Here is a 21,024-nt window from a genome sequence, read left to right as displayed (position 1 = left end):
CCCCGGGCGCGCGGTCCCGGCGGCCGTTCGCTAACTTTGCACCGTGGACAAGAAGAACGCCCTGCGCGCCGGCGCCCTGGCAGCCGGTACGACGCTGATGATGCTGCTCATGTCGTCCCCCGCGCTCGCGCTGACCCGCGACGACGGCGACGACCCCGGCACCGGCCTGAGCGTGATCGAGACGCTGGGCTACTACGTCCTGGCCCCGCTCGCCCTGTTCGCGATCATCGCCGGTCTGGTGGTGGCCCTGGACCGGTCCAAGCCGGAGCACCGGGTGCTCACCCCCGGCACCAAGGCCAAGGCAAAGGGCAAGCCGAAGGCGAAGGCCGCCGCGAAGGCCTGACCCCCCGCAACGCTTTCACCGAAGGGCGCCGCCCCCGCACACCTGTGACGGGGCGGCGCCCTTCGCCGTGCGCGGGGCCCGCTACTCCTCGGTGCCCGCGAGCAGGTCCCGGAGCAGACCGGCCACCTGGGCGGCCTGCGCAGCGTCGAGGGCGGACAGGGCCTCCGTCTGGACGGCGAGGCCCGCGCCGACGGCCTCGTCGATCAGCTCCAGCCCCCGCTCGGTGAGCGTGACCTGGAGACCCCGGCGGTCGTGCGGGTCGGGGGAGCGGCGCAGCAGCCCCGCCCGTTCGAGCTTGTCCAGCCGGCCGGTCATGCCGCCGGTGGTGAGCATCAGCGTGGCCGAGAGCTGCCGCGGCGAGAGCGTGTAGGGCTCGCCGGACCGGCGCAGGGTCGCCAATGCGTCGAACTCCCCGCGCGAGATCCCGAAGCGCGCGTACGCCTTCTCCATCCGGTCGCCCATCGCGCGGGCCAGCCGGAAGACGCGGCCGAACACCTCCATGGCGGCCGTGTCCAGATCGGGCCGCACCCGCGCCCACTGGTCGACGATCGCGTCGACGGGGTCCTTGCGCGGCACGGGAGAGGGCTCGGGGTGCTCGGTCATGGCACGAGTATCGGCCGGATTCCACTCGACCGCAAGAAAGTAGCTTGACGGAAACTTGCTTAGTAGTAAGTTAGTGTCATGCGAACTGGTCGTCCCGCCCTCATAGCGCTCACCGCCCTCGCCCCCGTCTCCTGGGGCACCACCTACGCCGTGACCACCGAGTTCCTGCCGCCCGACCGCCCGCTGTTCACCGCTCTGGCCCGCGCCCTGCCCGCCGGTCTGCTGCTCCTGGCCCTGGCCCGGGTGCGCCCGCACGGCGCCTGGTGGTGGAAGGCGACGGTGCTGGGCGCGCTGAACATCGGCGCCTTCTTCCCGCTGCTGTTCCTCTCCGCCTACCGGCTGCCGGGCGGCATGGCGGCCGTCGTCGGCTCGGTCGGACCGCTCTTCGTGGTCGGTCTGTCGGCCCTCCTGCTCGGGCAGCGGCCCCCCACGCGTGCGGTGCTCACCGCCGTCGCCGCCGCGTTCGGCGTCAGCCTGGTCGTGCTGCGGTCGGCCGGGGAGCTGGACGCGCTCGGCGCGCTGGCCGCCCTCGCCTCTGCCGCGTCCATGTCCACCGGCACCGTGCTCACCAGCCGCTGGGGGCGCCCCGACGGGGTGGGCCCGCTCGCCCTCACCGGCTGGCAGCTGACCGCGGGCGGGCTGCTCATCGCGCCGGTCGCCCTCCTGGCCGAGGGTGCCCCGCCCGCCCTCGACGCCCCGGCGGCCGGCGGCTACCTCTACCTGGCGCTGGCCAACACGGCGGTGGCGTACTGGCTCTGGTTCCGCGGCATCGGCCGGCTCTCCGCCACCCAGGTCACCTTCCTCGGCCCGCTCTCCCCGCTGACCGCCGCCGTCGTCGGCTGGGCGGCGCTCGGCGAGACGCTGACGCCGGTGCAACTGATCGGCATGGCGCTGGCGTTCGGGGCGACGCTCGCGGGGCAGCTCGCGCCGCGCGGGGAGCCGGCCGGGAAGGTGGTGACGGCCCCATCTTTCAGTTCCTCTTCAAGGAATGGTCGGAAAGATTCGATGGACCTGACGGTTTCCGGCCTGCGACGGTAGCCGCACAGGATCGCCGACCAGTGAAAGGACCTCCGTGGCCGTAGCCGACCGCCGGACCGTCACACCCCCTCGCACCTCTGCCGCCGCCCCCACCCCCGGCACGCCCGCCGCCCCGGTCGCCCTGGGGCTCGGGCTCGCCCTGCTCGCCACCGTCGTCTGGTCCGGCAGTTTCGTCGCCTCCCGCGCCCTCGGGGACAGCGTCCCGCCCGTCCAGCACGCCTTCTGGCGCTGGGCGGTGGCGCTCGCGGTGGTGGCCCCCTTCGGTGCCCGGCGGGCCTGGCGGCAACGGGCCCTGGTCCGGTGCCACCTCGGCTTCGTGCTCCTCGCCTCCCTGCTCGGCGTGACGGTCTACAACACCCTGGTCAACCAGGCGGGCGTCACCACCCCCGCCGCCAACATGGGCATGATCATGGCGGCGTCGCCGGTGCTGATGGCGGTCTGCGAACGGGCGGGCGGCGTGCGGCTCGGCGCCCGCCGCGTGACGGGGCTGCTCGTCGCCTGCGCGGGCGTGCTGCTGCTGGTCGGGGGCGGGGCGGGCTTCTCGGCCGGGGACCTGTGGATGATCGCCGCCGCCTGCTGCTTCGGGTCGTACAGCGCGCTGCTGCGCCGCCGGCCGGCCGGGCTGGACGGGGCCGGGTTCCTGTTCACCACGTTCCTGTTCGGCGCGCTCATGCTGCTGCCCGCGCAGGGCGTCAGCCTCGCCGTGCAGGGCGGGTTCAGCCCGGAGCCGGACACCGTCCTGGCCCTCCTCTACGTCGGCGTCGCCTCCTCCGCCGTGGCCTTCTTCGCCTGGAACCGGGCGATCTCCCTGATCGGCCCGTCCCGCGCCGGCGTCGTCTACTACCTCCAGCCGGTGTGCGTCGCCCTGCTCTCCTGGGCGCTGCTGGCCGAGCCGACCGGCTGGGCGCAGGCGGGCTGCATGGCGCTGATCCTCGGGGGCGTCGTCCTCGGCGCGGGGGCGCGTCGGTGACCGTAGGCGCGCGCGGATAGGTTGCCGCCATGGCCGACTGGGACATCCGCAAGCTGCAGATCCTGCGGACGCTGCGCGAACGGGGCACGGTGACGGCGACGGCCGAGGCGCTGAACATGACGCCCTCCGCCGTCTCCCAGCAGCTGGCGAACCTGGCCAGGCAGCTCGGCGTGGAGCTGCTGCGGGCCCAGGGCCGCCGGGTCCGGCTCACCGACGCCGCCCTCCTCGTCCTGCGCCACACCGAGGCGGTCTTCGAGCAACTGGAGCGGGCCGAAGCCGAGTTGGCCGCTTACGTAAGGGGTGAGGCGGGCGAGGTGCGGGTCGGTGCCTTCTCCACCGCCGTGCCGGCCCTCGTCGTACCGGCCGTCACCGCGCTGCGGGCCACCCACCCCGCGGTCGCGGTGCGGGTGCGGGAGGCCGAGGCGCAGGAGGCCTACGAGCTGCTGGGGGCCGGGGAGGTGGACCTCGCCCTGTCGCTGGCCGCGCAGGCGCCGAGCGCCGCCGACCCGCGCTTCACGCGTGTCCCGCTGCTCGCCGACCCCCTGGACGTCGCGCTGCCCCACGGCCACCCGCTGGCCCGCGCCGAGGACCTGCGCCTCTCCGACCTCGCCGCCGAGCCGTGGATCTTCGGCACGAGCGGCCCCTGGTCCGACATCACGCGCGGTGCCTGCGAGGCGGCCGGCTTCCGCCCGCACCGGGGGCACGCGGCGGCCGGCTGGACGGCGATCCTCGCGATGGTCGAGGCGGGCATGGGCGTGGCCCTGGTGCCCCGCATGGCCGCCGTGCCGCGCGACGGCGTGACGATGCGCGAACTGCGCACCGACCGCCCCGTCCGGCACGTGGTCGCGGCCGTGCGCCGGGGCGCGGCGGAGGCCGCCACCGTCGCGACGGTCCTCACCGCGCTCCGCACGGCGGCGGACGCCCGCACCTGAGCGCGGCCGCCGGCCGCGGGGCCGTCGCGGGGCGCGGAGCCGCCGAGAACGGCCGGGGGCGCCCCGGACCGGCGTTCGGTCCCGGGCGCCCCCGGCGCCGTGGGAGACCGCTACTCGCCGGCCGCCGCCGCGTCCGCGGCCTGGGCCAGCAGGGCGCGCTCGATGCCCGAACGGGACTCCGAGACCAGCCGGCGCAGGGCCGCGTTCGGCTGGGCCGAGGCCAGCCAGGCGTCCGTGCGGTCCAGGGTCTCCTGCGAGACCTGCACCGCCGGGTACAGGCCGACCGCGATCTGCTGCGCCATCTCGTGCGAGCGGGAGTCCCAGACGCTCTTCAGCGCCTCGAAGTACCGCTCCGTGTACGACGCCAGCAGCTCGCGCTGGTCGGTCTGGACGAAGCCGGCGATGACCGCCTCCTGCACGGCGTTCGGCAGCTTGTCGGACTCCACGACCGACTCCCAGGCCTCCGCCTTGGCCGCCTCGGTCGGCCGGGCGGCACGCGCGGTGGCCGCGTGGCGCTCACCGGCGGCGGTCCGGTCCCGCTCGTACTCCGCCGCGATCTCCGAGCCGCCGAACCGGCCCACGGCCGCGAGCCGCTGGACGAACGCCCAGCGCAGCTCGGTGTCGACGGCCAGTCCCTCGATGGTCTGCGTGCCGTCCAGCAGCGCGTCCAGCAGGTCCAGCTGCTCCGGCGTCCGCGCCGTCGCGGCGAACGCCCGCGCCCACGCCAGCTGGTGGTCGCTGCCCGCCTCGGCCGCGCGCAGATGGGCCAGCGTGGCCTCGGTCCAGCGGGCGAGCAGCGTCTCGCGGGCGGTCGGGGCGGCGTACTGGTCGATGGCCAGCTTCACCTGGCGGTGCAGCGACTGCACGACGCCGATGTCGGACTCCTTGCCGATGCCGGACAGGACCAGGGAGAGGTAGTCCCGGGTGGCGAGTTCCGCGTCCCGGGTCATGTCCCAGGCCGACGCCCAGCACAGCGCGCGCGGCAGCGACTCGGTGAAGTCGCCGAGGTGCTCGGTGACCACCGCGAGGGACTGCTCGTCCAGGCGCACCTTGGCGTACGACAGGTCGTCGTCGTTCAGGAGCAGCACCGCCGGGCGGGCCCGGCCCACCAGCTCCGGTACGTCCGTCCGCTCGCCGTCGACGTCCAGCTCGATCCGGTCGCCGCGCACCAGCCGGCCGTCGGCGCCGAGGTCGTAGGCGCCGATCGCGATGCGGTGCGGGCGCAGGGTGGGCTCGCCCTTGGCGCCGGCGGGCAGCGCGGGGGCCTCCTGGCGGACGGCGAAGGAGGTGATGACTCCGTCCGCGTCCGTCTCGATCTCCGGGCGCAGCACGTTGATGCCGGCCGTCTCCAGCCACGCCTTCGACCAGGTCTTCAGGTCCCGGCCGGAGGTCTCCTCCAGCGCGCCGAGCAGGTCGGACAGGCGCGTGTTGCCGAACGCGTGCCGCTTGAAGTAGGCCTGCACGCCCCGGAAGAACGCGTCCTCGCCGACGTACGCGACGAGCTGCTTGAGCACGCTCGCGCCCTTGGCGTACGTGATGCCGTCGAAGTTGACGAGCACGTCGTCCAGGTCGTTGATGTCCGCCATGATCGGGTGCGTGGACGGCAGCTGGTCCTGCCGGTACGCCCAGGTCTTCATCTGGTTGGCGAACGTCGTCCACGAGTGCGGCCACTTCGAGCCGGGCGCGTCGGCCTGGCAGGCGGCCTCGGCGTAGGTGGCGAACGACTCGTTCAGCCACAGGTCGTTCCACCACTCCATGGTGACCAGGTCGCCGAACCACATGTGCGCCAGCTCGTGCAGGATCGTCGCCGCCCGCACCTCGTACGCCGCGTCCGTCACCTTGGACCGGAAGACGTACTGGTCCCGGATGGTCACCGCGCCGGCGTTCTCCATCGCGCCCGCGTTGAACTCCGGCACGAAGAGCTGGTCGTACTTCTTGAACGGGTACGCGTAGTCGAACTTCTCCTGGAACCAGTCGAAGCCCTGCCGGGTCACCTCGAAGATCGCGTCCGAGTCGAGGTGCTCGGCCAGCGAGGGGCGGCAGTAGATGCCGAGCGGCACGGACTGCCCGTCCCTCTTGTACACGCTGTGCACCGAGTGGTACGGGCCGACGATCAGCGCCGTGATGTACGACGAGATGCGCGGGGTCGGCTCGAAGGCCCAGACGCCGTCCTTTGGTTCGGGCGTCGGCGAGTTGGAGATGACCGTCCAGCCCTCGGGTGCCTTCACGGTGAACCGGAAGGTCGCCTTGAGGTCCGGCTGCTCGAAGGACGCGAACACCCGGCGGGCGTCCGGCACCTCGAACTGCGTGTACAGGTACGCCTGGTCGTCCACCGGGTCGACGAAGCGGTGCAGGCCCTCGCCGGTGTTGGTGTACGCGCAGTCCGCGGCCACGCGCAGGATGTTGCGGCCCGGCAGCAGCCCCGGCAGGGCGATGCGGGAGTCCTGGAACACCTCGTCCGCGTCGAGGGCGTCGCCGTTCAGCGTCACCTCGTGGACGGTCGGCGCGACCAGGTCGATGAAGGAGTCGCCACCGCCCTCCGCGACGTCGAAGCGCACCGTGGTCACGGACCGGTAGGTGCCGCCCTCCTGCGCGCCGGTGAGGTCGAGATCGATCTCGTACGAGTCGACGCTCAGCAGCGTCGCCCGCTGCCGCGCCTCTTCGCGAGTCAGGTTTGTGCCAGGCACGCGGTCATCTCCTCGTTATGTGTCGGTTGCGCCATCCTTCCACGTGGCCCGCACGGAACGCGATGTCCATTTACCGCCGGTGGACCGGCCGGGCGGGAGCGAGCCTGGGGCCATGCAGCAGTACACCGCACACCCGATCCCGCCGGCCGCCCTGGAGGAACTGCGCACCCGCGACGACGCGGGCCGGCCCCCCGAGACGCTCACCGACACCGAGGGCGGTTCGCCCCTGCGCTGCTGCCTGCGCCGCAGCGCACCCGGGGAGAGCATCGCCCTCGTCTCCTACGCCCCCCTGCGCCGCCGGGCCGCCCGGACGGGCGCCGACCCGGGCGCCTACGACGAGCAGGGCCCGGTCTTCGTCCACGCCCTCGCCGAGCAGTGCGCGGCGCCCGGCGGGGACGGCCTCGCCTTCACCGACGCCCACCGCGTGCTGCGCCGCTACTCGGCCGAGGGGCGCATCCTCGGCGGGCGGCTGACCGGCGGGGCCGGCGACTTCGATCCCGCCCTCCGGGAAGCGTTCGACGACCCGGCCGTGGAGTTCGTCCACGTCCGGGCCGTCGAGTACGGCTGCTTCCTCTACGAGGTGAGGCGGGGTCGGCCCCCCAGGCCCTAGCCCTTCAGCTCCGCCGCCACCAGCTCCGCGATCTGCACCGCGTTCAGGGCCGCGCCCTTGCGCAGGTTGTCGTTGGAGACGAACAGGGCGAGGCCGTTCTCCACGGTCTCGTCCTGGCGGATGCGGCCGACGTAGGACGGGTCCTGCCCGGCCGCCTCCAGCGGAGTCGGCACCTCGGTGAGGGCGACGCCGGGGGCGCCGGCCAGCAGCTCCTTGGCGCGGGCCACGGAGAGCGGGCGGGCGAAGCGCGCGTTGATCTGGAGCGAGTGGCCGCTGAAGACGGGGACGCGCACGCAGGTGCCGGAGACCTTCAGCTCCGGGATCTCCAGGATCTTCCGGGACTCGTTGCGGAGCTTCTGCTCCTCGTCCGTCTCGTGCAGACCGTCGTCGACGATGGAGCCGGCCAGCGGCAGCACGTTGTACGCGATCGGCGCCACGTACTTGTCGGGCTTCGGGAACTCCACCGCCGAGCCGTCGTGGGTGAGCTTGGGCGCGTCCGCGCCGACCTTCTGGACCTGCTCGAACAGCTCGTCCACGCCGGCCAGACCGGAACCGGAGACCGCCTGGTAGGTGGCGACGACGAGGGCTTCGAGGCCGGCCTCGGCGTGCAGCGGGCGCAGCACCGGCATCGCGGCCATCGTGGTGCAGTTCGGGTTGGCGATGATGCCCTTGGGGCGGTCCGCGATCGCGTGCGGGTTCACCTCGGACACCACCAGCGGCACCTCGGGGTCGCGGCGCCAGGCGGAGGAGTTGTCGATCACGACGGGGCCCTGCGAGGCGACCTTCTCGGCCAGCGCCTTGGAGGTGGCGCCGCCCGCGGAGAACAGCACGATGTCCAGGCCGGAGTAGTCGGCCGTGGCCGCGTCCTCCACGGTCACGCCGTCCAGCTCCTTGCCGGCGCTGCGCGCGGAGGCGAACAGGCGCAGCTCGGTGACCGGGAAGTCGCGCTCCGTGAGGATCCTGCGCATGACCGTGCCCACCTGACCGGTGGCTCCGACGATTCCGACCCTCACGGTGACTCCTTCTCCGGTTGTGCGCGTGTCTTCACGCGCGCTTTGCTCGGCCGAGACTTTTCCATCATGGGGCGAAGCCCGGCCCGCCTGTCCAATCCTTTGCCCCGGGTGCCCGAACCTTGGGACGGGACGGCACGCTGGGCCCCTGCCCACCCCGCCCCACCGCACACGACGATGTGACGTACGCCTCTGGCCGCCGGACGCCCGCCCGGCCGAACCTTTCGGCCCGCCCCGGCGTCATAGGGGGGACGCGGGGACAGGGCCCGGGGGAGGGGTGGCGGTGCTGCGCGGAAGGATCCGCCGCGGGCAGGGGGACGCCGGACGCGGCGACCCGCTGAACGCGGCTCAGGAGCGCCGGGTGCGGGCGGTGCTCGCGCTCGGCGGCGTGCCGCAGGCCGACCTGCCGGACGGGGTGCAGCAGGTCCGCCTGCGGCTGCTGGAGCGGACGGCGAGCGGCCGGGAGGCGCCGCGCGACGTGTCGGCCTGGGCGGCGGTCGTCGCCTCCAACCTGGCCATGGACTGGCACCGCGCCCGGCGCCGCCAGGACCGGCTGGGGGAGCGCCTGGCCGCGCTGCGCCAGGCCGAGCACCCCTCCGGCGAGGAGACCAGCGTGCTCTCGCTGGCCGTCGCCCAGGGTCTCGACGAGCTGCCCGACATCCAGCGTCAGGTGGTCGTACTGCGCTTCTTCGCCGACCTGCCGGTGCGCGGCATCGCGGAGGAGCTGGGCATCCCCGAGGGCACGGTCAAGAGCAGGCTGCACACGGCGGTACGGGCACTGCGGGCCCGCCTGCACGAGGACGAGGTGGTGTGAGATGGCCGCCGAGGAACACCCCGAGGGGTACGCGGGGCACGGCGGCGACGCCGGCGGCGGGTACGACGCGCTGATGGCGGCGATCACCGGCGAGACGCTGCCGCCGGACGCGGACTCCGGGGACCGGCGCGCGTACGGGTCCGCGGCGGCCGACGTGGCGCTGCTGCGGGAACAGCTGGGGCTCATCGGCACGGCGCTGTCCGACCCGCCCCCCGGGCTCCGGGCCCGGCAGGCGCCCCCCGCCCGTCCGCGCCGGCGCTTCCTCGCCCCGGCCCTCGGTGCTCTCGCGGTGGCCTGCGCGGGCGCGCTGGTGGCGGGCCTCGGCTGGCTGGGGGCGCAGGGCGGGGGCGGGGCCTTTGACGACGCGGCCGGCAAGGGCGTGGCGGGCGACGAGGGGGCGGGCTCCGCGGCGTCCGGCGTCGCCTTCGGCAGCCCCCGCTACCTCGCCTGCGCCCGGCTGGTGGCCGAGGGCACGGTGACCGGCGCCGAATCCGTGCCGGGCACCGGGCGGCACCGGATCACCCTGGACGTCACCCGCGCCTACAAGGCGGACGGACCGGGGGAGCGGGGCGGCGAACCGGTCACCTTCGTACTGGACGACGCCACCGCACGCCTCGCCCGGGGCGACCGCGTGCTCATCGGCATCCCCCGGTACGGGGACACCCCGGACACCGTGATCACCGGCCGCCGGGCCGTCGCCGCCGAAGCCGCCGTGATCAGGGCGTCCCTCGCCGAGTCCCGCACCCTGACCTGCGACTGACCCGGCAGGGCCCCGGCAGGCCCCCGGGACGGCGAAAGGGCGGGCACCGCCGAAGGAGCGCCCGCCCGTCGCCTGCCGCACCGGACTACGGCACGACCTTCCCGATCCGCACGCTGCCGAGGCCCGCGGCCGTGCCGTGGGCGTTGACCAGCTGGACCCGGCCGAAGAACTCACGGCCCTCCGGGGCGGCGGCCAGCGCCGTCACCTGGGCGGTGACCGTCGCCGAGGCGCCCGTGCCGAGCCGCACCGAGGCGCCGTCGTCCACGGTGACCGAGCCGAGCGTCGCGGCGAAGAACACGTCCCGGTAGTCGTACTCCGTGCTGCCCGAGGGCACCGAGTAGCCGGCGACCTCGACGGTGTACGTGCCGGCGGCCGGCTTCGCGACGGAGACGGACTCCTCGGAGTCGCCGTCGGCGGACTGGCCGACCACGGCGCCGTCCGCGCCGTAGACCGTCAGGTCCAGGTCGGCGGCGGCGTCGGAGACCCCGCCGATGGCGACGTCCAGCGAGTCGGCGCCCTCGGGCACCTCGACCGTGGAGGTGGCCGTCCCGCCCTGGGCGATGGACGGACGGGACGTCTCGGACGAGCCGAGCGGGCCGCCGGTCAGTCTGCCCTCCAGCGGGGCGAAGCGGTTGGTCACCTTCCAGGAGACGTCGGACGGCGTGCCGGCCTTCGCCTCGGGCACGGTTACCGTCTCCGGGTCGAAGACGGCGCCGAGGACGGTGACGTCCAGCTTGTACGGGTTGTCCAGCAGCGGCGAGGTGCGCCGCGACTCGACCTCGATCTCCCAGACGCCGGGCTGCGGATCGGCGTACGCGCGCACGTCGGGCCGGCAGCCGTTGCCGTCGAGGTAGTTGTTGTAGCAGTACGGCGTGGAGGTGTTGTCGACCGGGACGCCGTACGGGTGGATGGCGATGAACCGGGTCTGGCTCCCGTCCTTCAGCCCGCTCATCGCCACCTCCAGCGTCTTCGCGCCCTCGGGGACGGTCACGAAGTAGGACGTGGTGGCGTTGCGCTGCACGGAGCCCTTGGCGGAGACGTCGTACTTCAGCGGCGCCGAGACCACGACCGTGGTGAGGACCTGCTTGTCGACGCCCTCGGTGCGGGGGTCGTCGACCTCCAGGATGGCGCTCTTGAGCCCGGCGGACCCGGGCCGGGCCTCGACCTTGACGGTCACCGGCTCGTTCAGCGGCAGCCGCACCTCGTCGGGTCCGACGATCCGGAAGGTGCGCCCGGCGTTGTTCTCGAACTCCAGCTCGTGCCGGACCGCCCGGTCGGATCCGGTGGTGCGGGTGAGCGTGATCTCGTACGTCCTGCGCTCGCCGGCCTTCAGGCCGCCCTCGCGGTCGTAGAGTCCGGTGCCCTTGCCCGGGGTCTTCAGGAACTGGTCGATCGCGGTGTCGACCGGGGCCTGGACGGTGTACTCGTGGGCGGTGGCGCCCTCGCGGATCGCGCGCCAGGCGTCCGGGACGTTGATCAGCCCCGCGCCCTCCTCGTACGCCTGCACACCGCTGATGTGGTCGGCGGTCGAGGTCAGCGCCGTGCGCAGCTTCGCCGGCGTGAGGTCCAGGCGGGCCTGCTTCGCGGCGGACAGCAGCAGGGCGGAGGCGCCGGCGGCCTGGGGGGAGGCCATCGAGGTGCCCTGGAGCATGCCGTAGCCGGCCGGCAGGGCGTAGCCCGCCTCCGGGACCGGCGCGCCGGGCATCCAGGTCTGGATGGTGTTGACCGCGGCGCCGGGCGCGGTCAGCGTCGGCGTGAACCCGCCGTCCTCACGCGGGCCGCGCGAGGAGAACGGCATCATCGCGTACTCGGTGCGCACCTGGGAGCCGTAGTTGGCGGCCCAGGTCTCGCGGGAGATGGACGCGCCCACGGAGATCACCTTGTCGGCGAGGCCGGGGTCGCCGATGGTGTTGGCGCCGGGGCCCGAGTTGCCCGCCGAGATGACGAGCTGGACGCCGTACTCGTCGATGAGCCGGGTGTAGATGGCGGCGCGCGCGTTGTTGCCGTCGTTGAGCGCGGGCAGGCCGCCGATCGACATGTTGACGATGTCGACGCCGCGGTTGGCCACCAGATCGATCATGCCCTCGGTGAGCGCGACGTTGGTGCAGCCGCCGCTCCAGGTGCAGGCGCGCGAGGAGACGATCTTCGCGCCGGGCGCCGCACCGTCCATCCGGCCGCCGAACAGGCCGTTGGCGGCGGTGAGTCCGGCCACGTGCGTGCCGTGCTCGGACTCGATGACGCCGATGTTGACGAAGTCGGCCTTGGTGCCCGCGCCGTCGACGACGACGTCCTTGCGGATCTCGACCACGAACGGCTGGCGCTCGGCCACGTCCGTCTTCGGGTTGTCCGTGCCGAAGTACCCGACCTGGAAGCCGTCCTTGTAGGGCTTCATCGGGGTGTCGTCGGCGAAGTCGTGGTTGCCGTTCAGGTCGACGCGGACCGTGCCGGCGTTCGCGTCGTACAGGACGCCCCAGGAGTCGGTGGTGTCGCCGTCCCGGTTGGCGTCGCCGGCCGCGTCGCCGCCGGCGGTGTACGACTCCAGGAAGGTGCTGACCCGGTACGAGCCCGCGGGAGCCGTCCAGGTCTTGCCGCCGTAGGTGAAGGTGGGGCCGGAGACCGAGGTGGTCATGGGCCGCCAGGTGCGGTCGCCGTCGACGACCGGGTCGGTGGCGGTGACCCAGTCCACGATCTTGCGCTCGCCGGTGGTGGTGGTCCGCAGCGCCGGGTGCCCGAGGTCCACGCCCGAGTCCAGGATGCCGATGGTGACGCCGCGGCCGTCCGCCTTCGGGTACTTCTCCACGAAGTCGACGGCGCCCGTCTCGAACGACGGGTTGTACGGGTTCTCGGCGGGGGTGCGGCGGTCCGGCGCCGGGTAGGAGCGGCCCTTGTGGTGCTCGGCGCCCTTCGCCCGGTCCGCGCTCGGCGTCGGGTCGTCCAGCGGGATCTCCGCGCGCAGGTCGATGCCGTGCACGGAGGAGAGCTTCGCGGCGGCGGCGATGGCCGCGTCAGCCTGGGCGGTGGGGACGGTGGCGCGGACGTAGCCCAGCTCGTCGTAGGTCCGCCCGACGCTGCCGCCGGGGACCGCGTCCAGGTCCTTCGCCACCCGCTCGGTCCCGCCCGGCGCGGTGGCGACCATCATCGTGACGTTCTTCTCGCCGTCCGCCTTCGCCTCGGCCAGCCGGTCCGCGTCGTCCGAACCGAGCTTGTCGGGCGCGGACTTGACGGCGGCGTCGGTGGGCGGAGCGGCCGCCGGGCCGTCGGCGGCGAGGGCGGCGGGCACCGGCCCGGCCGCGGCGAGCGCGGCGACGAGGCCCGCGGCCACGGCGATGCGGGCCGCGCGTCTCCTGCCCGGTATCGGTTCGCGCTGGGGGGTGTGGGTCATCAGCATCCCTTGTAGGTAAAGGAACGTGCGGGAACGACCGGGGCAGACCGGCCCCGACCGCGGCAGTCCGGAATCCGATCCCGGACGACCGCTCAGCTTTACGCAAGGGATAACTGTTTGGGGAGAGTTGTCCGGGACGGGAAGGAGTCATGGCGTACTTCCGCCATGCGCCATCAGGGACACAAGGGGCGGGTCATGACATTCCCGGGAGGCCCGCCGCCGCGGTGGGCGCCGGGTCGGCCTCGGCGGGGCCCGACGGCATCCCGACGGCATCCCGACGGCATGAGGAGGGGCCGCGGGCGTCGTGCCCCGCGGCCCCTCCTCTCCCCTCCTGGTGCCCGCCCCTTCGTCACTACCGGGGCAGCACCACGACATAGGCGGCGGGTTCCCTGTCCGCCGCCGCCATCAACGCCGTCCGTACGACGGTCGCCTGATGCTCCGGCGAGTCCCGCAGTTTGCGCGGGGTGAGGTGCACGACCGTAATACCCAGCCGCTCCAAGTGCTCCCGCTTGCGCACATGTTCCGCCCACACCGCGTCGTCCTCCTGCTGCCGGTGGGCGCGGGTGTCCAGCTCCAGGGCCACCCCCTGGTCCGGCCAGAACGCGTCGACACCGCCCAGGTGGGGGCCGCCGGGCAGGCGCAGGTCGACGTTCCAGACCGGCTCGGGCAGGCCGTGCTCCCGCACCATCCGGTACAGGCGCTGCTCGGCCAGCGCCCGCCCCTCGGCGACCAGCGAGTCCACCGCGTCCACCACGTGCGGCCGGCTCAGCAGCCGCGCCCGGTTCAGCTCCCGCACCACCGCGGCCGGTTCGCAGTGCCCGCCGCGCACCGCCTCGGTCAGCAGCCGCCGCACCGCCTCCGCGTCCGTCGGCTCCGCCACCGCGTCGGCCAGCGCCCGCGCCACCGGCGCCACCGGCACCCCGGTGACCTCCTGCGGCGTGGGCAGCGCGGCCGTGCGGACGATGCGCGCGCACCCCGTCGACCGCAGCCGGCGCAGCCGCGGCACCAGCACGTCGATGACCTCCAGGGACGGCAGCGGTGGAGCGGCCGAGACGCCGTGCAGGGTCAGCGCGGCCAGCCCCGTGATCATCGCCTCCGCGTAGGCGGGGGCGGGCGGGTGCTCGCCGCCCGGCTGGAGGGGCACGGCGGCGGTGACGCCGGGGACGGCGCCGGCCGTGCGCTCCCGCGCGGCGTAGAGCAGCACCGCGTGCAGGCGCTCGTCGCCGGTCGGCGGGCCCGGGTGGAGCAGGACCACGTTCGGCAGCAGCCGGCGCCAGGGTCCGCCGGGCCGGCACCGCTCGTTGGCCTCGGCGGCGGAGACGCCGTGCGCCCGGAGCTGGGCGGCCGTCATCAGCCGGCGCCGGCCGTGCGCCAGGTCGTGCAGGGGGCGGGGGGAGAGCGGGGTGTTGTGCGTCATGCCCCGGGGTTTCCCGCGCCCGATCCCTCCCTTAACCCCTGTTACACGCTCATCGCCGAACCAGGACAAGCCCGTCCTAAAGGACGGGTGTTCGGATGCCGAAAACCCCTGGTCCGCCGAGGTGCGGTCCAGGGGTTACGGCTGCCGCTGACCGGATTCCGTAACGATGACGGAGCGCCAAATCATTGGCCAGAGATCAGTGCCTCAAGAGGCACCTCACCCCCTGTCACACGCCTGCCCCCGCAGCGCCCGCGCCAGGTCGTCCCGTGCCTCCAGGACCAGGCGGCGCAGTGCCGGCGCCGCGTCCTCGTGCGCGGACAGCCACGCGTCCGTCGCCTCCAGCGTGGCCGGGGAGTCCATGAAGGACGGGAACAGTCCCCGCACCACGTCCATCCCGATCTGGATGGACCGGTCGGCCCACACCCGCTCGATCGCCGCGAAGTACTTCTCCGAGTACGGCGCGAGCAGCTCCCGCTGCGAGGGCTGCGCGAAGCCCGCGATGGTCGCCTCCACCAGCGCGTTGGACAGCGCGTCCGACTCCACGACCTGCGCCCAGGCCTGCGCCTTCACCGCCGCCGACGGGCGGGCGGCCAGGCAGCGCACCTGGTGGCGCTTGCCGGAGGCGGTGTCGTCGCGGGCCAGCTCGGCGGCCAGCACCGCCTCGTCCGCCGCGCCGTGCGCCGCGAGCGGGGCGAGGAAGGCCCAGCGCAGCTCCTGGTCGACGTCCAGGCCCTCGATCTTCTCGGTGCCGTCCAGCAGCCTGCGCAGCAGGCGCAGTTCGGCCTCGCCGGACGCCACCGCCGCGAGGAACCGCGCCCACGCGAGCTGCTGCTCGCCGCCCGGCGCCGCGTCCCGCAGCTCCCGCAGCGCGCCCTCGCCGAGCAGCCGGGCGCCGGTCGCCCGCCACTCGGGGGCCGCGTAGTGCACCAGCGCCGACTCCGCCCAGGCGTGCAGCATCTGGAGCACACCGATGCCGGACTCGCGCCCCGCGAACCGCAGCACCAGAGCGATGAAGTCCCGGGCCGGCAGCAGCGCGTCCCGCGTCATGTTCCACAGCGCCGACCAGCACAGGGCCCGGGCCAGCGGGTCCGTCAGCGCGCCCAGGTGCTCCCGAAGGGTGGCCAGCGAGGTCTCGTCGAAGCGGGTCTTGCAGTACGTCAGGTCGTCGTCGTTGACCAGGACCAGCTCGGGCGCCTCCGCGCCGGCCAGCTCGGTGACGACCGTGCGCGGCCCCTCGACGTCCGCCTCGGCGCGCGCGTACCGCTCGAGGGCGCCCTGCGGGGTACGGCGGTACAGGCCCACCGCGACGCGGTGCGGGCGCAGTTCGGGGTGCGACTCCGCCGCCTCCTGCACGACGGCCAGCTCGTCGACGCGGCCCTCGGGGCTCAGCAGCACCTGCGGGGTCAGCGAGTTGACGCCAGCCGTCTGGAGCCAGGAGCGGGCCCAGGCCGCCATGTCCCGCCCGCTGGTCTCCTCGAGGACCGACAGCAGATCACCCAGCCGCGTGTTGCCGTACGCGTGCCGCTTGAAGTACCGGCGCGCGCCCTCCAGGAAGGCGTCCTGGCCCGCGTAGGCCACCAGCTGCTTGAGCACCGAGGCGCCCTTGGCGTACGTGATGCCGTCGAAGTTGAGCTTGGCGTCCTCCAGGTCGCGGATGTCCGCCGTGACCGGGTGCGTGGAGGGGAGCTGGTCGGCGCGGTAGGCCCAGGCCTTGCGGCGGTTGGCGAAGGTGATCCAGGCGTTCTCGAAGCGGGTCGCGCCGACGTTGGCGAACGCGCCCATGAAGTCCGCGAAGGACTCCTTCAGCCACAGGTCGTCCCACCACTCCATGGTGACCAGGTCGCCGAACCACATGTGCGCCATCTCGTGCAGGATCGTGTTGGCGCGGCCCTCGTAGGACGCCTGCGTCACCTTCCCGCGGAAGATGTACTCCTCCCGGAAGGTCACCAGGCCCGGGTTCTCCATCGCGCCGAGGTTGTACTCGGGCACGAAGGCCTGGTCGTACTTGCCGAAGGGGTACGGGTAGTCGAAGCGGTCGTGGAAGAAGTCCAGGCCCTGCTTGGTGATCAGGAAGACGTCGTCGGCGTCGAAGTGCGGGGCGAGCCCCTTGCGGCACATGGCCCCGAGCGGGATCTGAAGCCGGGTGCCGTCCGCCAGGGTCCGCTCGTAGGAGTCCGTCACGTAGTGGTACGGGCCCGCGACGACGCAGGTGATGTACGTCGAGATCGGCTTCGTCTCCGCGAACCGCCACACCCCGTCGGCCCGTTCCCCCGCGCCGTTGGACCACACCGTCCACTCCTCGGGCGCCCGCACCTCGAAGCGGTACGGCGCCTTCAGGTCCGGCTGCTCGAAGTTGGCGAAGACCCGGCGGGAGTCGGCCGGCTCGTACTGCGTGTACAGGTACACCTCGCCGTCCTCGGGGTCGACGAAGCGGTGCAGGCCCTCACCGGTGCGGGAGTAGGCGCACCGGGCGTCGACTACCAGCTCGTTGTCGGCGGCCAGGTCCTCCAGGGCGATCCGGGTGCCGTCGAAGACCTCGCTCGGGTCCAGGTCGCGGCCGTTGAGGGAGAGCGCGGTGACGCTCGGGGCGACCAGGTCGGCGAAGCTGCTCGCGCCGGGCTCGTTGCAGCGGAAGCGGATCGTGGTGACCGAACGGAAGGTGCGCGGGCCCTCGCCCTCCGCGTCGCCGACGGCCGAGCGCACGTCGAGGGACACCTCGTACCCGTCGACGGACAGCAGGGCGGCCCGCTCCCGGGCCTCGTCGCGGGACAGATTCTCACCGGGCACGGGCGGCACTCCCTCGGATGTGTTCAGTATGCGGACAGCACCGATCCTGCCATGTGCCCCTGACATGCGGCAGCCCGGGAATGAGCGGGGTGCCCGGCCGTGTTCCCACGGAAAAGCCTGCTTGTGCGCCTCACGAGGAGAGACATGTCGGACAAGACTCCCGTCGACTTCTGGTTCGACCCCCTGTGCCCCTGGGCCTGGATGACCTCACGCTGGGTCCTGGAGGTGGAGAAGGTCCGCGACATCGAGGTCCGCTGGCACCTGATGAGCCTCGCCGTGCTCAACGAGGACAAGCTCGACGAGCTGCCCGACGAGTACCGCGAGATGCTGGAGGTCAAGGCCTGGGGCCCGGTCCGCGTGGTCATCGCGGCCCAGGAGGAGCACGGCGCCGAGGTGCTCGGCGACCTGTACACCGCGCTCGGCACCCGCATCCACAACCAGGAGCAGGGCCCGGGCCGCGAGACGGTCGCCGCCGCCCTGAAGGACGTCGGCCTGCCCGAGTCCCTCATGGACCACTGGGACGACACGCCCTACGAGCCGCAGCTGCGCGCCTCCCACCAGGAGGGCATCGACAAGGTCGGCCAGGAGGTCGGCACCCCGGTCATCGCCGTCCCCGGCGCGGACGGCGGCCAGGTCGCCTTCTTCGGCCCGGTCGTCACCCCGGCCCCCAAGGGCGAGGAGGCCGCCAGGCTGTGGGACGGCACCCTCGCGGTGGCCTCGGTCCCGGGCTTCTACGAGATCAAGCGGACCCGCACCAAGGGCCCGGACTTCAGCAACCTGTAGGCCGGAAGGAGTCCGGCAGGTCGAAGCCGGACTTCCAGCTGAAGTAGGACTGCACCCGCACGCAGCCCTCGCGTGCACAGCGCCGGTACTTTCCCAGGTCGGCCCTGCACACCTGCGCGAGGGTGAGCGCGTACGCCCGCTCGGCGCCGTCGAGCGGGCGGAAGTCCTGGTCGCTGTCCCCGCAGTTGGGGCATCGCCGGTTCGGAAGACCCATGCCGGACACTGTGACCCGGAACCACCGCCACCGGGAAGCCTCCGCCGGCCGGCGGTCACCAGTTCCCGTCGGCGCCCGGCGCCCGGCGCACGGAAAGCCCCCGCGAGTCATGTCCTCGCGGGGGCTTCCCTCATTCCGCCCGCCGCCGTGAAGGGTGAGAAGACGATCACGAGGCGGGACGACTCGGAGGGCTCAGGGCGCCAGCAGCAGCACGTCGGTGCGGGCCTTGGCGGCCTCGTAGCGCTTGGCCACGTCCTGCCAGTTCACGACGGCCCACATGGCGTCGATGAAGTCCACCTTCTGGTTCTTGTACTGGAGGTAGAAGGCGTGCTCCCAGGCGTCGAAGACCAGGATCGGCACCGAGCCCTGGCCGACGTTGCCCTGGTGGTCGTAGACCTGCTCGACGATGAGCCGGCCGCTGAGCGGCTCGTAGGCGAGCACGCCCCAGCCGGAGCCCTGCGTCGTCGCGGCGGCCTTGGTGAGCTGCGCCTTGAAACCGGCGAAGGAGCCGAACGACTCGGCGATCGCGTCGGCCAGCCCGCCCACGCCGTCCTTGTCCAGGGGCTCACCGCCGCCGTCACCGGTCATGTTGTGCCAGTAGATCGAGTGCAGGATGTGCCCGGAGAGGTGGAAGGCCAGGTTCTTCTCCAGGCCGTTGATCGAACCCCACGACTCCTTGTCCCGCGCCTCGGCGAGCTGTTCCAGCGTGTCGTTGGCGCCCTTCACGTAGGCCGCGTGGTGCTTGTCGTGGTGCAGCTCGATGATCTCGGGGCTGATCACGGGGGCCAGCGCGGAGTAGTCGTACGGCAGTTCAGGAAGCGTGTAGACGGACATGGCGGATCCCCTCCGACCTCTTATTGCAAAAGGCTTGCAAGTGCACGCTAGCAGCAGGTTGATCCGGAAGCGCGGAGGGGCGGGGCGGAAGGGACGGGAAAGGCCCCCGCACGCGTGCGTGCGGGGGCCTTCGGGAGAACCGGTCGGTGCGCTAGCGGCGTGCCCGCCGCCGCTGCCGCGCGTAGCCGACGGCCGCCAGGACCAGCGTCATCCCGCCCGTCGAGTACAGCTGCACCCGCGTGTCGGGCTCGCGGGCCATCAGGACGAAGACCGCGGCCATGCCCGCCAGCGCCACCCACGTCAGCCACGGGAAGCCCCACATGCGCACGACCAGCTTCTCGGGCGCCTCCCGCTCCAGGCGGCGGCGCAGTCGCAGCTGGGCGACGGCGATGAAGATCCAGACGACCAGGATGACCGCGCCGATCATGTTCAGCAGCCAGGAGAAGACGTCGTCCGGCCGCCAGTAGCTGAGCAGGACGCAGCCGAAACCGAAGAGGGAGGAGGCCAGCACCGCGGTCCTGGGCACCCCTCCCGACACCCGGCCGAGCGCCTTCGGGCCCTGGCCGCGCTCGACCAGCGAGTAGCCGATGCGCGAGGCGCCGTAGATGTTGGCGTTCATCGCGCTCAGCAGCGCGACCAGCACGACGACGTTCATGAGCTGGCCGGCGCCCGGGATGCCCAGCTCGTCGAGGGCGGCGACGTACGGGCCCTTCTCGACCACCTCGGGGGAGTCCCAGGGGACCAGGGTGACGATGACGGCCATCGAGCCGACGTAGAAGAGCGCGATCCGCCACATCGCCGTGCGCACGGCGCTCGCCACGCCCTTGACCGGGTTCTCCGACTCGGCCGCCGCGATGGTCACCGTCTCCAGGCCGCCGTAGGCGAAGACCGAGGCGAGCAGGCCGATGATCAGGCCGTCGCCGCCGTTGGGCATGAAGTCGCCGAGGTGCGAGGTGCCGGGGGCGTCGGTGCCCGGCAGGACGCCGGCGATCGCCAGCACGCCCAGCACCAGGAACAGCGAGATCGCGCCGACCTTGAGGGCGGCGAACCAGAACTCGAACTCGCCGAAGTTCTTCACCGCGGCCAGGTTGGTCCCGCAGAACACCACCATGAACAGCGCCACCCACGCCCACTCGGGCGTGCCCGGCAGCCAGCCGTGCACGATCTGCGCCGCGCCGATGCCCTCCAGGCCGACGGCGGTGCACAGCAGCACCCAGAACGCCCAGCCCGCGGTGAACCCGGCCCACGGGCCGATCGCCCGCTCGGCGTGGGCGGAGAAGGAGCCCGAGGAGGGATACGCGGCGGACATCTCGCCCAGCATCCGCATCACCAGCATCACGAGGAGGCCGGAGAGGGCGTAGGCGACGACGATGGAGGGCCCGGCGGCGGCGATGCCGGCTCCGGAGCCGACGAACAGCCCGGCGCCGATCACGCCGCCGAGGGCGATCATCGACAGGTGGCGCTGCTTGAGGCCGTGGGAGAGGGCGGCGTCGTCCGTCCGCGGCGACGCCTCGGTGGTGGTGCTGTTGGACATGGAGCGGCTCGTCCGATGCGTGGGGGAGGGGCAGGGCAAAAACGCCCACAGTCTCCGGGGTGGGGCGGGTGGGCGACAGCGGCTGCCCACGATACGGACGATGCCGATACGGAACGTGATCGTCCGAATGCGGGATTCCGCTTGTCCGTGACGCCCGCCTCATCCACTCCGTGACCGGTGTCACCCGGGAGCGGGTGTATCCCGCGCCTTTGTCGGGAGCCCACCAACGCGCCGATCGCGCCTTTGTCGGGCGCTGCTGGTGATCGCCCCCGGCCCGCTGGGATAGCGTCGCGCTGTCCCGACATG

At 73.1% G+C, this 21,024-nt stretch carries 17 protein-coding genes; 8 read left to right on the top strand and 9 right to left on the bottom strand.

Annotated features, from left to right (window positions below):
- Positions 1-43: 43 nt before the first annotated feature.
- Positions 44-343 carry a hypothetical protein gene (locus IE108_RS10345; protein ID WP_064727899.1) on the top strand — a complete coding sequence of 100 codons (300 nt, stop codon included), beginning with the start codon at positions 44-46 and terminating at the stop codon, positions 341-343.
- A gap of 81 nt (positions 344-424) precedes the next feature.
- Here the strand turns inward: IE108_RS10345 and IE108_RS10340 are convergent, their stop codons facing one another.
- Positions 425-946, bottom strand: coding sequence for a MarR family winged helix-turn-helix transcriptional regulator (locus IE108_RS10340; RefSeq protein WP_064727898.1), 522 nt, complete (start codon positions 944-946; stop codon positions 425-427).
- 78 nt (positions 947-1,024) lie between these two features.
- Between IE108_RS10340 and IE108_RS10335 the strand changes: the two genes are divergently transcribed.
- Genes IE108_RS10335 through IE108_RS10325 form a run of 3 tightly spaced genes read left to right on the top strand, consistent with a single transcriptional unit; the run spans position 1,025 to position 3,886 of the window.
- A complete protein-coding gene (locus IE108_RS10335) occupies positions 1,025-1,984 on the top strand; it encodes an EamA family transporter (RefSeq protein ID WP_064727897.1) in 960 nt (319 codons plus the stop codon).
- Positions 1,985-2,018: 34 nt separating this feature from the next.
- Positions 2,019-2,954, top strand: coding sequence for a DMT family transporter (locus IE108_RS10330; RefSeq protein WP_064727896.1), 936 nt, complete (start codon positions 2,019-2,021; stop codon positions 2,952-2,954).
- A gap of 29 nt (positions 2,955-2,983) precedes the next feature.
- Positions 2,984-3,886: a LysR family transcriptional regulator gene (locus IE108_RS10325; protein WP_064727895.1), complete on the top strand. Its 903-nt coding sequence runs from the start codon at positions 2,984-2,986 to the stop codon at positions 3,884-3,886.
- A 110-nt stretch (positions 3,887-3,996) separates the two neighbouring features.
- Here the strand turns inward: IE108_RS10325 and pepN (IE108_RS10320) are convergent, their stop codons facing one another.
- Positions 3,997-6,573 (bottom strand): aminopeptidase N, encoded by a 2,577-nt coding sequence (gene pepN, locus IE108_RS10320; RefSeq protein WP_064727894.1) that lies wholly within the window; start codon positions 6,571-6,573, stop codon positions 3,997-3,999.
- A gap of 112 nt (positions 6,574-6,685) precedes the next feature.
- Between pepN (IE108_RS10320) and IE108_RS10315 the strand changes: the two genes are divergently transcribed.
- Positions 6,686-7,183 (top strand): DUF1203 domain-containing protein, encoded by a 498-nt coding sequence (locus tag IE108_RS10315; RefSeq protein WP_064727893.1) that lies wholly within the window; start codon positions 6,686-6,688, stop codon positions 7,181-7,183.
- On the opposite strand, the gene IE108_RS10310 is transcribed toward IE108_RS10315, so the two are convergent.
- Positions 7,180-8,196, bottom strand: coding sequence for an aspartate-semialdehyde dehydrogenase (locus IE108_RS10310; protein WP_064727892.1), 1,017 nt, complete (start codon positions 8,194-8,196; stop codon positions 7,180-7,182). The two genes, IE108_RS10315 and IE108_RS10310, sit on opposite strands and share 4 nt — an antisense overlap.
- Before the next feature lie 274 nt (positions 8,197-8,470).
- Here IE108_RS10310 and IE108_RS10305 point away from each other — a divergent pair, with 274 nt between their 5' ends.
- Together IE108_RS10305 and IE108_RS10300 are read left to right on the top strand one after the other, a co-directional pair.
- The gene (locus IE108_RS10305) at positions 8,471-9,007 is read left to right on the top strand and encodes an RNA polymerase sigma factor (RefSeq protein WP_107420153.1); all 537 of its coding nucleotides are present in this window, start codon (positions 8,471-8,473) and stop codon (positions 9,005-9,007) included.
- A 1-nt stretch (position 9,008) separates the two neighbouring features.
- Complete coding sequence (locus tag IE108_RS10300) at positions 9,009-9,767, top strand: hypothetical protein (RefSeq protein WP_064727891.1); 759 nt, start codon at positions 9,009-9,011, stop codon at positions 9,765-9,767.
- 85 nt (positions 9,768-9,852) lie between these two features.
- Here the strand turns inward: IE108_RS10300 and IE108_RS10295 are convergent, their stop codons facing one another.
- From IE108_RS10295 to pepN (IE108_RS10285), 3 genes are all read right to left on the bottom strand, one after another.
- Entirely contained in the window at positions 9,853-13,149 is a 3,297-nt protein-coding gene (locus IE108_RS10295) for a S8 family serine peptidase (RefSeq protein ID WP_189397612.1), read from the bottom strand.
- Positions 13,150-13,501: 352 nt separating this feature from the next.
- The gene (locus tag IE108_RS10290) at positions 13,502-14,566 is read right to left on the bottom strand and encodes a hypothetical protein (RefSeq protein WP_064727889.1); all 1,065 of its coding nucleotides are present in this window, start codon (positions 14,564-14,566) and stop codon (positions 13,502-13,504) included.
- Positions 14,567-14,782: 216 nt separating this feature from the next.
- Positions 14,783-17,353: an aminopeptidase N gene (gene pepN / locus IE108_RS10285; protein WP_064727888.1), complete on the bottom strand. Its 2,571-nt coding sequence runs from the start codon at positions 17,351-17,353 to the stop codon at positions 14,783-14,785.
- A 144-nt stretch (positions 17,354-17,497) separates the two neighbouring features.
- Between pepN (IE108_RS10285) and IE108_RS10280 the strand changes: the two genes are divergently transcribed.
- On the top strand, positions 17,498-18,136 hold the full coding sequence (locus IE108_RS10280) for a mycothiol-dependent nitroreductase Rv2466c family protein (protein WP_064727887.1): 639 nt from the start codon (positions 17,498-17,500) through the stop codon (positions 18,134-18,136).
- On the opposite strand, the gene IE108_RS10275 is transcribed toward IE108_RS10280, so the two are convergent.
- The 3 genes from IE108_RS10275 to IE108_RS10265 all read right to left on the bottom strand — a co-directional run bounded on the left by IE108_RS10275 (position 18,123) and on the right by IE108_RS10265 (position 20,718).
- Entirely contained in the window at positions 18,123-18,350 is a 228-nt protein-coding gene (locus tag IE108_RS10275) for a hypothetical protein (RefSeq protein ID WP_159394605.1), read from the bottom strand. The genes IE108_RS10280 and IE108_RS10275 overlap by 14 nt on opposite strands.
- A 192-nt stretch (positions 18,351-18,542) precedes the next feature.
- Positions 18,543-19,184, bottom strand: coding sequence for a superoxide dismutase (locus IE108_RS10270; RefSeq protein ID WP_064727885.1), 642 nt, complete (start codon positions 19,182-19,184; stop codon positions 18,543-18,545).
- A gap of 151 nt (positions 19,185-19,335) precedes the next feature.
- A complete protein-coding gene (locus IE108_RS10265) occupies positions 19,336-20,718 on the bottom strand; it encodes an amino acid permease (protein WP_064727884.1) in 1,383 nt (460 codons plus the stop codon).
- Between the last annotated feature and the right edge of the window lie 306 nt (positions 20,719-21,024).

Origin of the sequence: Streptomyces parvulus (assembly GCF_014648855.1) — a bacterium.
Taxonomy (GTDB): Bacteria; Actinomycetota; Actinomycetes; order Streptomycetales; family Streptomycetaceae; genus Streptomyces; species Streptomyces parvulus.
Note: the sequence above shows the minus strand (reverse complement) of the source record. Positions and strands in the feature narration are given on the sequence as shown.

What these genes read in the sequence shown, in the direction of transcription:
- IE108_RS10340 (WP_064727898.1), bottom strand. Translation starts at nt 946, where the DNA reads ATGACCGAGCACCCCGAGCCCTCTCCCGTGCCGCGCAAGGACCCCGTC.
- IE108_RS10335 (WP_064727897.1), top strand. Translation starts at nt 1,025, where the DNA reads ATGCGAACTGGTCGTCCCGCCCTCATAGCGCTCACCGCCCTCGCCCCC.
- IE108_RS10325 (WP_064727895.1), top strand. Translation starts at nt 2,984, where the DNA reads ATGGCCGACTGGGACATCCGCAAGCTGCAGATCCTGCGGACGCTGCGC.
- IE108_RS10315 (WP_064727893.1), top strand. Translation starts at nt 6,686, where the DNA reads ATGCAGCAGTACACCGCACACCCGATCCCGCCGGCCGCCCTGGAGGAA.
- IE108_RS10300 (WP_064727891.1), top strand. Translation starts at nt 9,009, where the DNA reads ATGGCCGCCGAGGAACACCCCGAGGGGTACGCGGGGCACGGCGGCGAC.
- IE108_RS10295 (WP_189397612.1), bottom strand. Translation starts at nt 13,149, where the DNA reads ATGACCCACACCCCCCAGCGCGAACCGATACCGGGCAGGAGACGCGCG.
- IE108_RS10290 (WP_064727889.1), bottom strand. Translation starts at nt 14,566, where the DNA reads ATGACGCACAACACCCCGCTCTCCCCCCGCCCCCTGCACGACCTGGCG.
- IE108_RS10280 (WP_064727887.1), top strand. Translation starts at nt 17,498, where the DNA reads ATGTCGGACAAGACTCCCGTCGACTTCTGGTTCGACCCCCTGTGCCCC.
- IE108_RS10275 (WP_159394605.1), bottom strand. Translation starts at nt 18,350, where the DNA reads ATGGGTCTTCCGAACCGGCGATGCCCCAACTGCGGGGACAGCGACCAG.
- IE108_RS10270 (WP_064727885.1), bottom strand. Translation starts at nt 19,184, where the DNA reads ATGTCCGTCTACACGCTTCCTGAACTGCCGTACGACTACTCCGCGCTG.
- IE108_RS10265 (WP_064727884.1), bottom strand. Translation starts at nt 20,718, where the DNA reads ATGTCCAACAGCACCACCACCGAGGCGTCGCCGCGGACGGACGACGCC.